This is a genomic window from Photobacterium sp. TLY01 (genome assembly GCF_021432065.1).
Classification (GTDB): Bacteria; Pseudomonadota; Gammaproteobacteria; order Enterobacterales; family Vibrionaceae; genus Photobacterium; species Photobacterium halotolerans_A.
Window position 1 is genome coordinate 1,660,856 of the sequence record NZ_CP090364.1, and the last position, 12,203, is coordinate 1,673,058.

The following is a 12,203-nucleotide window of genomic DNA, read 5'->3' on the forward strand; positions in this document are numbered from 1 at the left end:
GCCCGTCACTTCAGGCGCTGACTCAATGGTTAGTTAACACGCTTGCACACAGATTCAATGGCGTCTTCCAGCCAGTCCATGGCCAGCGACAGCTCTTCTCTGGTAATAATCAAAGGCGGGCTGAGCTGTAATACATTTCCCTGAGAAACTTTAAAGCTCAGCCCGCGCGCCAGACAGCGGTACATCACCTGCTCTGCCGCGTCATAGGCGCGTACTTTTGTTTTCCTGTCTTCAACCAGCTCAATGCCCCACAGCAGACCGATACCGCGAATATCGCCTATGACTGGCAACCGCGCCTTCATAGCCTCCAGCCGCTCTGCCATATAGATCGCATCGCGCCGGACCTTCAGCAGCAATTGCTGCTGTTCGATGACCCGGATGGTGGCTAACGCTGCCGCGCAGCCGATCGGGCTCTTCTCGTGGGTGTAATGGCCCAGCGAAATCTGAGTCGCTGTGTTGTATCTGTCTTTCGTCAGCATGGCTGCCATTGGCACGACGCCGCCGCCCAGCCCCTTGCCGATGCAGAGGATATCCGGTTCTATACCGAATGCCTGGTGTGTAAACCAGTGGCCGCTTCGCCCCATGCCATTGGGGATGTCATCAATAATCAGCAGCACATTGTGGCGATCACAAATGTCCCGGACGCGCTGCCAATAGGCCTGGCTGGGCACCTGAACATCGGTATTTCGAACCCCTTCTGCAATAAATGCCCCAATTCCGCCTTCTTTCTCAATCACATATTCCAGATAATCGGCGTAATGCACATCTGAGTCATCATCACGCGGGAAAGCGCCCCGATAGCGAACCGGCGGTGGGATACGTTCAACCCCGGCCATCAGTGGCCCCATACCTTCTCGAAAGCAAGCTTCTCCACCCACAGAGATCGCATCCAGCGATGCGCCGTGAAACGCATCCCAGAGTGAAACCACTTTCGGATTGCCTGTGACATACCGCGCCAGCTTCAAAGCCATACCCACTACGGATGTACCTCCCGGCGCAAACAGCACACGGTTCAGCTCACCGCCGGCAATGCGGGTCAGCTCTCGTGCGCAGTCAACAGCGGTCTGATGGGTGAAACGCCGGGGGGCGAATGGCAGCTTGGCTAACTGGGTCTGGATGGCATCCAATATCTCCGGATGGCCGTAGCCCAGCTGATGGACATTATTGCCATGAAAGTCCATATACCGTTTGCCGGCCACATCGGTCAGATAGATCCCCTCAGCGCTTTCCAGAGCGTCCAGACAAGGGGTCGACATGGCCTGATGTAAAAAATACTGACTGTCTTCCTCTAGTAATGTCTGCGTCTGCCGGTCCGAAATACTGGTTGTCCATCGTACCCGCGCCGAGGAAGTATTCGTATCTCCCTCACAAGCCAGCGCACGCTGACTCAGATCAACCTGCCGGGATGTCATGCCTGCTCTCCGATCATTGCTGTCTCACCAGTCCAGAACATAGATGCCTGAATGGCCTCCAGCAGGCGCTGAATGTCGCCCGGATGCACATCACCGATGTTGCCTATCCGAAAACAATCCGCATCAGAGACTTTGCCCGGATAGATCACAAAACCTTTCGCTTTGAGGCTGTCATAAAAAGCCTTGAATTCGTATGCCGGTGAAGCGGGTGAATAGAAAGAGGTAATAATGGGTGAATGTAATGTCTTGGCCAGCAGGCATTGAAAGCCCAATTTTTCCATGCCTGCCACCAGCGTTTTTTGATTGGTCTGATAACGCTGAAAACGTGCTTCAATGCCCCCTTCCTGTTCCAGTTCGGTCAACGCCTGAGCAAACGCACGCACTGTGTGCGTTGGTGATGTGAAGCGCCATTTGCCATGGTTGTTTTCCATACACTGCCACTGATCATAAAGGTCTAGCGACACTGAACGCGCACGTCCGCGGCATGCTTCCAACAATGATCGGCGTGCAATCACAAAACCAAATCCTGGAACGCCCTGAATGCATTTGTTTGCTGAGCTAATCAGAAAATCGATGCCCAAATCGCCGATATCCATCGGGATACCGCCGAAACTCGACATGGCATCCAGGATCATCACTTTGCCGGCCGCTTTCACGGTTTCGCACACCGCTGGCAACGGATTCAGCATGCCTGTGGTTGTTTCACAGTGCACCATGGCAACATGCGTGATCGCAGGATCTTCAGCCAGTAAACGTGCCAATTCACTGACATCAGGTTGCGCCACTTCCCCTAATGACCAGTTCAGGTGCGGGATATTCAGGCAACGGGCAATTTGTGCAATGCGGGCACCGTAAGCACCATTGTTAATCACCAGTAACTTACCCTCTGCCGGAATCACAGAGCCTAAGGTGGCTTCCACAGAAGCAGTACCGCTGCCCTGCATCAGCACGCTGGTGTAGCCGTCGTGCGCGGTGGCCAGGGCAACCAGCTGCTGGCGAATGTGCTGCACCACGCCCACATTGTAGTCATCATCCCAGGTGCACCAGTCTTTCAGCATGGCTTCCCGAACGCTTTGGGTTGTCGTCAGCGGACCAGGCGTCAGCAGTAAATATTGATTGTCGGAGTTTGCCATTTGTTGATCTCTTTTGGACTATACCAGATTACGAAATCACTATAACGATGGCCAACCGATGCTGTAAATGCGACTGAAGCAGTCTTCATAAAAGTTTAATAATGGCAACGTTCGCCGATTTTCAGCACAAGTTTGCGCTGAATCACGATCACACCGTCCTCATGAAACTGACATCTGGCAATCATCGAACTGTCATAAATCGCACCTAGCATCTTCCGTGTCGAACCAATCTGGTACATACCACATTTACTTTTTTAGGAAGGACATATGAAAAAGACATGGCTTGTTGCCCCCCTGACGGCATTGATGGCACTAAGCAGCACTCAGGCATTCGCTGCGCAGGAACTGACGGTCTACACAGCGTTCGAAACGGACATGCTGGCGAAATTCAAAACCGGATTTGAAAAAGCCAACCCGGATATCAAGATCAAATGGGTCCGTGACTCCACCGGTATCATGACAGCCAAACTGCTGGCCGAAAAAAGTAACCCACGCGCGGATGTGGTCTGGGGTCTGGCCGGCTCTTCAATGGCACTGCTGAAAGAAGAAGGTGTACTGAAGCCCTATCAGCCAAAGGAACTGAGCAAGATCCACAGCAATCTGATCGATCCGCAAGCCAACCCGGCCTGGTTTGGTAACGATGCCTTCTTTAATGCGGTCTGCTTCAATGAAAAAGTGGCCAAGCAACTGGGTCTGAGCAAGCCGAACACCTGGGATGACCTGCTCAAACCTGAGTACAAAGGCCATATCGCCATGCCCAACCCCGCCTCATCCGGCACAGGTTATATGCAGGTCTCAGCCTGGCTGCAAACCATGGGTGAGCAAAAAGGCTGGGATTATATGGCCAAACTGGATCAGAACATTGCCCATTACACGCACTCAGGTTCCAAGCCTTGCGTTCAGGCCGGTATGGGTGAAGTCGCCATTGGTATCTCTATGGCCATTCGTGGTGCCAAGCTGAAATCTCAGGGGGCGCCGATTGACATTATCCTGCCCGAAGGTGGCGTAGGCTGGGAAGCCGAAGCCGTTGGCCTGGTCAACACCCAATCGGATGCCGCAAAGCGTCTGGTTGACTGGTCGCTGTCGAAAGATGCCAACCAGCTGTATAACGAGTTCTACCCGGTTGTCGGCCATAAAGACGTGAACAAGCCTGTGAAGAACTACCCAAATGTTCAGCAGGCGATGGTGAAAATGGACTTCTCTAGAATGGCCGTCAGCCGTGAAGATGTGCTGAAAACCTGGTCGGATAAATTCGACGCGAAATCTGAACCGCGTTCTTAACCTCATCCCAATCCAATATCAAGGCAACCGCACGGGTTGCCTTTTTCATTTATCGGGCAGAACCGGCTGTCTTCTTATCGTCAAGCTTCTGTCATCCAAGTGTCATTCACTCGCACTACATTTGGTATATACCAAATAGAGAAATGACGTTGCTATGGAAACTTACCTGAAAATCTCACAAGTCGGTAAACAGTTTGGTCAGTTTACTGCCCTGAACAACATCTCGCTGGATATCAATAAAGGTGAATTTATCTGTTTTCTTGGCCCTTCAGGCTGCGGAAAAACCACCTTGCTGCGTGCCATCGCCGGACTGGATCTGGCCAGCTCAGGCACGATTGAACAGGCTGGACGTGACATCACCTATCTGCCGCCTGAAAAACGGGACTTTGGGATTGTTTTTCAGTCCTACGCCCTGTTCCCCAATCTGACTGTCTATGAAAACCTGAGCCTTGGCTTGCGCAATCAGGGGAAATCTGTCGCAGAAACAGACAGTATCGTCAGCCAGTGGCTGGACACCATTGCCCTGCCGACAGCCGGCAACAAATACCCAAGCCAGTTATCCGGCGGACAGCAACAGCGGGTTGCACTGGCCCGAGCCTTATCATTATCACCCGGATTGTTACTGCTTGATGAACCGCTTTCGGCTTTGGATGCCAAAGTGCGATCTCACCTGCGCGAAGAGATCCGCCGCTTACAACGCAAGCTGGGTATTACCACCATTATGGTGACGCACGATCAGGAAGAAGCGCTCGCGATGGCCGACCGTATCGTGGTCATGAATCACGGTTGTATCGAACAGGTCGGCACACCACAGGAAATCTATCAGAACCCGAGTTCCCGTTTTGTCGCTGAATTTGTCGGCCAGATGAATTTCTTGCCTGCCTCAATCGTGAGTGAGCATCAAATGCGCATCGGTGAAAGCCTGCTGCCACTTCCGGCCGCTCAATTCCAGCGCGGCGAGCAGGTCGAGCTGGGACTCAGACCAGAAGATCTGCATTTTCTGCCCGCAGGTGAGAAAAGTGACAGCAGCGTGCTGGTTCGCATCGACGATCTGGAGTTTCAGGGCACCTTCATGCGTGCCGACTGCCAGCTTCAGGGCGCCCATCAGTTGCCGACGATCAAGGTAGATGTCCCTATCCGGGAGACACGCAACCTTGGCCTGAGCCGCGGGCATTATCTGCAGCTACACATTGCCGATAAGCATACCCATATCTACCGTCAAAGCCGATAAACAGGACGACACCATGACTCAACTGACCCGACCGCTTCCTACGTCAAAGCCAGGTCTTTTACAATCCATGACTCGCCTGCGCCATCACCTTGGTCGTGACAACCTCACTCTCACTGGGCTCTTAGTGGTATTCAGCGCACTCATGGCGGCCTTTATCGTCGCGCCGCTGCTTGCCATGCTGCAAAAAAGCGTGCACAACGCGGAAGGCGACTTTGTGGGTCTGGCCAATTTTGCCAGCTACTTTGCATCACCTGCCCTGTGGCAGTCATTGCAAAATACTGTGGTCATCGGTGTGGTTGTCACTGTCATTGTCGGGCTGCTGGCCTTTGGTTTTGCTTTTGCCTTAACCCGCAGTTGTATGCCATTCAAAGGCGTCTTTACCGTCATCGGCTCGGCCCCCATTCTGGCGCCATCGCTGCTCCCGGCCATCAGTCTGATCTACCTGTTCGGTAATCAGGGCATCGCCAAAGAGATGCTGTTCGGCCACAGTATTTACGGCCCGATCGGCATTGCGATCGGCCTGGTATTATGGACCTTCCCTCATGCTCTGATGATCATCAGTACCTCGCTGAAGACATCCGATGCCAGACTCTACGAAGCCGCGAAAGCCCTCAATACATCCAGCGTACGCACCTTCTTTCTGGTCACTTTGCCGGGGGCAAAATACGGCCTGATCAGCGCCTTAATCGTGGTGTTTACTCTGGTTGTCTGCGATTTTGGTGTCCCGAAAGTCATTGGCGGCCAATATAATGTGTTGGCGACCGACATTTTCAAACAAGTGGTCGGCCAGCAAAACTTCGCCATGGGTGCGGTCACGTCCGTCATGCTGTTACTGCCCGCTCTGCTGGCGTTTGCCGGCGACCGCTGGGTACAGAAAAAACAACAGAACCTGTTCGATGCCCGCTCTGTGGCTTATCAGCCAGAACCCAACCGTATTCGTGACGGCATCTGCTTGCTGTTCTGTTCCCTGATTTCACTGGCGATTCTGAGTGTCATCGCCATGGCGGTGTACGGCTCTCTGGTCACATTCTGGCCATGGAACACCGCATTGAGTCTGAATAACTACAACTTTGCCGAATTCAGCACTTATGGCTGGGCTCCCTATTTCAATTCACTGAAACTGGCCGGGATGGTCGCGCTGGCAGGGACTTTGGTGATCTTTACCTGTGCCTACTGCATTGAAAAAGGACAAAGTTTCGCTCCTCTGCGTCACCTGCTGCAAATGCTGGCGATTCTGCCGATGGCTGTCCCGGGTATGGTATTAGGACTGGGCTACATCTTTTTCTTCAACCACAGTGACAATCCGCTGTCATGGATGTACGGCACACTGACCATACTGGTGGTCAATACGGTGACTCACTACTACACAGTCGGCCATATGACGGCAGTGACAGCCCTGAAGCAGTTGCCGGGCGAAATCGAAGCGATCTCTGCCTCGCTCAACATTCCTCAGTTCAAGACGTTCTTTAAAGTCACTGTTCCTGTGTGCACTCCTGCTATTCTGGAAATTGCGACCTATCTGTTTGTGAATGCGATGACCACTACATCGGCCATTGTTTTCCTGTACGCCTCAGACACCATGCCTGCATCCGTGTCTGTCCTGAATATGGATGATGCCGGTCAGACCGGACCTGCCGCCGCGATGGCGGTCATGATCCTGCTGACAGCTGCAGCCGTCAAACTCATGCATCTGGGTGCCAACCGTCTGAGTGATCAATACACCCAAGCCTGGCGTCACCGCTGATGACTCTGTGAAAACAGACTTTATAATAACGAACTCAGTGAACCCTGGTCGGTAACAGGAAGGATGAACGTGCAATATTTAAGAATCATGGAAGCCATCAATGAACAGATTGATGCCGGACTTCTGGCGGGCGGCCACAAACTGCCTGCTGAACGTAAATTGGCGGAGTCTTTCAACACCACACGCGTCACGCTGCGTGAGTCGCTGGCCTTGCTCGAAGCCGAAGGGAAATTGTACCGAGAAGATCGCCGCGGCTGGTTTGTCTCGCCAGTACCGCTCTTGTACGATCCGACCTACACCACGGATTTTCCGGCTATGGCCAAAGCGCAGGGCCGCGAAGCACGCTCAGAATTGCTGTCGGCCAAGCGGGTTCCTGCCGGTCGTCGGGCCGCTTCCTTACTGAAAGTCAAACCGCTGACCGAAGTGTACCGGATCGACCGGCTGCGATTTCTCGACAATCGTCCGGTGGTCGTTGTCACCAACTTTATCTCGCCTGCGCATTTCCCTGATTTGTTTGAGCACAATATTATCGACTCGCTCACGACGACGTACCGGGAGCAATACGGGGTGATTTATTCCAAGACCCGGTTCCGGGTTCGCTCTACCTCCCTGATGGCAGAAACCGCCCATCATCTCAGAGCAACATCCGGCACACCCGCCATGTTTGTCGAACGGGTAAACTACGACCAGAGCGGCAACCTGATTGACTGCGATTTGGAATACTGGCGTCACGATGCGATCTTAATTGAATCAACGGCGACGATTTAGCACTCGGTCCACCTGCACGATTCAGCTCAGAGTCTTTCATTGAAAAAACCGGCGCCTGAAAAGGCGCCGGTTTGTTTTTGCAGACAATCGTGAGAACAACAGATTAATGAATAATTTGCTGCAGGAAATTTTGCGTGCGATCAAACTGCGGATTACTGAAGAACGCCTCCGGGGCATTCTGCTCAATAATTTCACCGGCATCCATGAAAATCACCCGATCCGCCACTTCACGGGCAAAGCCCATTTCATGCGTCACACACAGCATGGTCATGCCGTCTTCGGCCAGCTCAACCATCACATCCAGCACCTCTCGTACCATCTCCGGATCCAGTGCTGACGTCGGCTCATCAAACAGCATGATTTGCGGCTCCATACACAGGGAGCGGGCAATCGCCACACGCTGCTGCTGACCACCGGACAGCTGGCCCGGGAACTTGTGTGCCTGCTCTGCAATCCGGACCCGCTCCAGGTACTTCATTGCCAGAGCATCAGCTTCTTTCTGCGATTTTTTCTTTACCCACATCTGTGCCAGCGTACAGTTTTCCAGCACGCTCAGGTGGGGAAATAAATTGAAGTGCTGAAAACACATGCCCACTTCGCGACGCACCAACTCGATATTTTTCAGATCGTCCTTCAGCTCGGTGCCGGCAACAACGATGTCACCGCGCTGGTGTTCTTCCAAATGGTTAATACAGCGAATCATGGTCGATTTACCCGAGCCGGAAGGCCCGCAGATCACAATTTTTTCGCCCTTTTTCACTTCCAGATTAATGTTTTTCAACACATGGAATTCACCATACCATTTGTTGACATTTTTCAGACGGATGACAGGTTCTTTATCCGAACGCTGGTTCACTTTTTCAATCATAGACATCCTAACTTCCTTGTAATTGATCAATGCCCGGTATGGAGTTTGTTTTCCAGATAAAGGCTGTAGCGCGACATTCCGAAGCACATCACCCAGAAAATGAAGGCCGCAAATAAATAACTTTCCGTTGAGAATCCGAGCCAGGCCGGATCACTGTTCGCCGACTGAGCAATCCCCAGCACATCAAACATACCGATAATCAGCACCAGACTGGTATCTTTGAGCAAAGCAATGAAGGTATTGACGATCGACGGAATGCTGACTTTCAGCGCCTGTGGCAGAATGACCAAACGCATCATTTTCCAGTAGCCTAAACCCAGCGCTTCCGCCGCTTCATACTGACCTTTCGAAATCGACTGTAGACCGCCCCTGATCGCTTCGGCCATGTACGCCGAGTTAAAGAGCACCACGCCAATCAGTGCACGCAGTAATTTGTCAATTTCCGTTCCGCCAGAGAGGAACAACGGCAACATGACAGACGCCATGAAAAGCACGGTAATTAAGGGTACACCACGCCAGAACTCGATATACACAGTGCTGATACTGCGGATAACCGGCATGTTTGAGCGGCGCCCGAGCGCGAGCAGAACACCGAAAGGCAGGGAAGCGAGGATGCCTGTCAGCGCGATGATCAGGGTGACCATCAACCCGCCCCACTGGTGCGTTTCCACAGTTTCCAAACCGAAAGTGCCGCCGTGTAACAGCATGGCTGACAAAACTGGGAATGGGATCAGGGTGATCAGTAATGCCCATTTTTTATAAGGAATACGATCCACCAACAACCACAGCACTAACCCTGCCGTCGCAGCGAAAAATACCATGGGACGCCAGATTTCCGACTCCGGATAAAAGCCAAACATGAACTGTTCGAACCGCGCCTGAATAAAGACCCAGCATGCGCCTTCCCGGGAACAGGCGTCACGGGTTGAGCCAATGAAATCTGCATCCAGTACAGCCCACTGGAAAATCTGCTCAGTCCAGGTCACCACCAGCCAGAGCAACACCAGTGTGACCACTGTATTAACCGGACCGGCAAACAGGTTTTTGCGTAACCAGCCACTCACACCCGTTAATTTTGCCGGCGGGGCTTCTGAGGGCGTAAAATTAAATGTTTTCATCATGCTACCTCTGACTACCTTTCCACCAGCGCAATTTTGCGGTTATAGAGATTCATCAACAGCGACGTCAGCAAACTCAGCGCCAGATACACTGCCATTGTCATTGCAATAATCTCAATGGCCTGTCCTGTCTGATTCAGGGTCGTACCGGCAAACACGGACACCAGATCCGGATAGCCGATTGCCATCGCCAGTGAAGAGTTTTTGACCAGGTTCAGGTACTGGCTGGTCAGAGGCGGTACGATGACGCGCAATGCCTGCGGAATCACAATCAATCTGAGCGTATGTGAATTTTTCAGCCCCAGTGAGTGTGCGGCTTCCGTCTGCCCATGACTGACAGCCATGATCCCCGAACGCACAATTTCAGCGATAAACGAAGCGGTATAAATGCTCAGTGCCACCAGTAAAGCAAACAGTTCAGGCATGACGGAAATACCGCCCCGAAAGTTAAACCCTTTCAGTTCGGGATAGTCCAGTGACACTGGCTGGCCGGACACAAAATACGTCAGCACAGGCAAGACCAACAGCATACCGAGTGAATAACGCCAGGTCGGGCGCTGCTCCCCCGTAGCCTTTTGATGCCGGCTGGCCCGGATATGAACCGCAACACCGGCGATCACACTGATCACAACAGCAGCCAGCACCATCCAGGCACCTTGCTCATAAACGGGTGCAGGCACATACAGACCACGCACATTCAGGAACGCGGCTTCACCCAATGACAATGATTGTCTTGGCGAAGGTAAAGCGCGCAGAACCACGAAATACCAGAAAAGAATTTGCAGCAATAGCGGCACATTCCGGAATACTTCGATATACACGGCAGCCAGGCGGCTTAATAACCAGTTTTTTGATAAGCGGGCGATGCCAACAACAAAACCCAGCGCAGTCGCCAGCACAATACCAAGCACACCGACCAATGCGGTGTTCAGTAACCCAACAATAAAAGTCCGGCCGTAGCTATAGGTCTCGTCATAATCAATGAGCGACATGCCAATGCCAAAGCCAGCCGTTTGATCGAGAAAATCAAAACCGGTTGCGATTCCCCTTTGCGCTAAATTATCCAGCGCATTACTGACAACGGTATATAAAAATAACCCGACGGCCAGAATTAGCAGCGACTGGAAAAAAACGGCGCGAGCGCCCGGATGATAAATGAAAGAACGAAGGTTCAAGGAAGGTGTTTCAGAAACGGCGGCATTTTTTTCGCCCGTCGTTGTATTCTTTTTGTCTTTCTTGGTGACAGCATCGAATTCAACTTCACTCAGTGCCATACAACTACCCTGTTAAGTCAATGGATTTTCATCTTTTCATGATTCATTTCAATGAAAAGCTGTTCCAATCAGACGGGGAAATATCCCCGCCGCGTATTGAGTGTTAACCGGTAATTAACGCACAGGTGGCGCGTACATGATGCCGCCGTCTTTCCAGAGGGCATTCAGACCACGGGCAATTTTCAGTGGCGAACCTGCGCCCACATTTCGCTCAAAGCTGTCGCCATAGTTACCCACTTGCTTGATCACCTGATAAGACCAATCATCAGCAAGGCTCAGACCGGCACCTTTAGGACCATCCAGACCTAAAATGCGGCGGACGTTTGGATCGGTCGATTTCAGTTTGGCATCAACGTTGCTCTGATTAATCCCGTACTCTTCGGCATTCACCATCACGCTCAGGGTCCACTTCACGATGTTAAACCACTTGTCATCACCCTGACGTACAACCGGACCTAAAGGCTCTTTGGAAATCACTTCAGGCAGCACAACCGCTGACGATGGGTTGGCTAGTTTAATCCGCAGTGAATACAGCTGAGACTGATCTGAGGTCAGCACATCACAGCGCCCGGCTTCGAAGCCTTTCACCGTCTGATCGGACGTATCAAATACGACGGGCTTAAAGCTCATGCCGTTCGTGCGAAAGTAATCCGCCAGGTTCAGCTCTGTTGTCGTGCCGGACTGAATACAGACTGACGCGCCATCCAGTTCTTTCGCAGATTTCACCCCTAAATCTTTACTGACCATAAAGCCCTGGCCGTCGTAATAGTTCACGCCAACAAAATTCAGACCCAGGGCCGTGTCACGTTGCAGTGTCCATGTTGTATTCCGGGAAAGCACATCCACTTCGCCAGATTGCAGTGCGGTAAAACGCTCTTTGGCCGTCAGCGGAATATATTGCACTTTGCTGGCATCTTTCAGAACAGCAGATGCGACGGCACGACAGAATTCAACATCAATACCTTCCCAGTTCCCTTTGGCGTCGGTATTTGAAAAGCCCGGCAGCCCGGTGCTGACACCGCACTTCAGCACTCCGGCTTGTTTAACTTTATCCAATGTTTCAGAGCCTGAGGCCATTTCGGCATGAGCGCCTGCAGAAATACCTGCCAGCATCAGCGATGAAGCAATTAAAGAAGCTGAAAAAAGGTTTCTTTTGTTTTTCATAAAGACTTCCTGTCTGTTGTGTTGACTAACCTGAATGGTTATTTGTGCTGTTTTAATATTTGTAAATCACCCTCATACATTTCAGTTGCATATGATGATGATCCCATTCTTTATGCTGTGTTATGCATAAATAACCGCACTAACTCAGCATTTTCATACGATAGATAATCCATCGCATCTTTATTTAACATTCTTATAGCATTTGACATG

General features: G+C 51.8%; 10 protein-coding genes. 4 read left to right on the top strand and 6 right to left on the bottom strand.

Going from position 1 to position 12,203, the window contains the following annotated elements:
- Window positions 1–29 precede the first annotated feature (29 nt).
- Together LN341_RS08010 and phnW are read right to left on the bottom strand one after the other, a co-directional pair.
- Window positions 30–1,412, bottom strand: coding sequence for an aspartate aminotransferase family protein (locus tag LN341_RS08010; RefSeq protein ID WP_234204755.1), 1,383 nt, complete (start codon window positions 1,410–1,412; stop codon window positions 30–32).
- Entirely contained in the window at window positions 1,409–2,545 is a 1,137-nt protein-coding gene (gene phnW, locus LN341_RS08015) for a 2-aminoethylphosphonate--pyruvate transaminase (RefSeq protein ID WP_234204757.1), read from the bottom strand. The genes LN341_RS08010 and phnW overlap by 4 nt, the downstream gene beginning before the upstream one ends.
- A 267-nt stretch (window positions 2,546–2,812) precedes the next feature.
- Here phnW and LN341_RS08020 point away from each other — a divergent pair, with 267 nt between their 5' ends.
- From LN341_RS08020 to phnR, 4 genes are all read left to right on the top strand, one after another.
- Complete coding sequence (locus LN341_RS08020; protein ID WP_234204759.1) at window positions 2,813–3,826, top strand: putative 2-aminoethylphosphonate ABC transporter substrate-binding protein; 1,014 nt, start codon at window positions 2,813–2,815, stop codon at window positions 3,824–3,826.
- Window positions 3,827–3,980: 154 nt separating this feature from the next.
- The gene (locus LN341_RS08025) at window positions 3,981–5,057 is read left to right on the top strand and encodes a putative 2-aminoethylphosphonate ABC transporter ATP-binding protein (protein ID WP_046221248.1); all 1,077 of its coding nucleotides are present in this window, start codon (window positions 3,981–3,983) and stop codon (window positions 5,055–5,057) included.
- A gap of 67 nt (window positions 5,058–5,124) precedes the next feature.
- Entirely contained in the window at window positions 5,125–6,801 is a 1,677-nt protein-coding gene (locus LN341_RS08030) for a putative 2-aminoethylphosphonate ABC transporter permease subunit (protein ID WP_234204975.1), read from the top strand.
- Between the two features lie 69 nt (window positions 6,802–6,870).
- The gene (gene phnR, locus LN341_RS08035) at window positions 6,871–7,569 is read left to right on the top strand and encodes a phosphonate utilization transcriptional regulator PhnR (protein WP_046221337.1); all 699 of its coding nucleotides are present in this window, start codon (window positions 6,871–6,873) and stop codon (window positions 7,567–7,569) included.
- Between the two features lie 103 nt (window positions 7,570–7,672).
- Here the strand turns inward: phnR and LN341_RS08040 are convergent, their stop codons facing one another.
- The 4 genes from LN341_RS08040 to LN341_RS08055 all read right to left on the bottom strand — a co-directional run bounded on the left by LN341_RS08040 (window position 7,673) and on the right by LN341_RS08055 (window position 11,993).
- Window positions 7,673–8,437, bottom strand: a complete 765-nt coding sequence (locus LN341_RS08040) for an amino acid ABC transporter ATP-binding protein (RefSeq protein WP_046221338.1) — start codon at window positions 8,435–8,437, stop codon at window positions 7,673–7,675.
- Between the two features lie 26 nt (window positions 8,438–8,463).
- Entirely contained in the window at window positions 8,464–9,555 is a 1,092-nt protein-coding gene (locus tag LN341_RS08045) for an amino acid ABC transporter permease (protein WP_234204976.1), read from the bottom strand.
- 14 nt (window positions 9,556–9,569) lie between these two features.
- Window positions 9,570–10,829, bottom strand: a complete 1,260-nt coding sequence (locus LN341_RS08050) for an amino acid ABC transporter permease (RefSeq protein ID WP_082095788.1) — start codon at window positions 10,827–10,829, stop codon at window positions 9,570–9,572.
- Window positions 10,830–10,943: 114 nt separating this feature from the next.
- Window positions 10,944–11,993 carry an amino acid ABC transporter substrate-binding protein gene (locus tag LN341_RS08055; protein ID WP_046221251.1) on the bottom strand — a complete coding sequence of 350 codons (1,050 nt, stop codon included), beginning with the start codon at window positions 11,991–11,993 and terminating at the stop codon, window positions 10,944–10,946.
- Window positions 11,994–12,203 lie beyond the last annotated feature (210 nt).

Coding starts and splice junctions, on each gene's coding strand:
- LN341_RS08010 (WP_234204755.1), bottom strand. CDS start 1,412: ATGACATCCCGGCAGGTTGATCTGAGTCAGCGTGCGCTGGCTTGTGAG.
- phnW (WP_234204757.1), bottom strand. CDS start 2,545: ATGGCAAACTCCGACAATCAATATTTACTGCTGACGCCTGGTCCGCTG.
- LN341_RS08020 (WP_234204759.1), top strand. CDS start 2,813: ATGAAAAAGACATGGCTTGTTGCCCCCCTGACGGCATTGATGGCACTA.
- LN341_RS08025 (WP_046221248.1), top strand. CDS start 3,981: ATGGAAACTTACCTGAAAATCTCACAAGTCGGTAAACAGTTTGGTCAG.
- LN341_RS08030 (WP_234204975.1), top strand. CDS start 5,125: ATGACTCGCCTGCGCCATCACCTTGGTCGTGACAACCTCACTCTCACT.
- LN341_RS08040 (WP_046221338.1), bottom strand. CDS start 8,437: ATGATTGAAAAAGTGAACCAGCGTTCGGATAAAGAACCTGTCATCCGT.
- LN341_RS08045 (WP_234204976.1), bottom strand. CDS start 9,555: ATGAAAACATTTAATTTTACGCCCTCAGAAGCCCCGCCGGCAAAATTA.
- LN341_RS08050 (WP_082095788.1), bottom strand. CDS start 10,829: ATGGCACTGAGTGAAGTTGAATTCGATGCTGTCACCAAGAAAGACAAA.
- LN341_RS08055 (WP_046221251.1), bottom strand. CDS start 11,993: ATGAAAAACAAAAGAAACCTTTTTTCAGCTTCTTTAATTGCTTCATCG.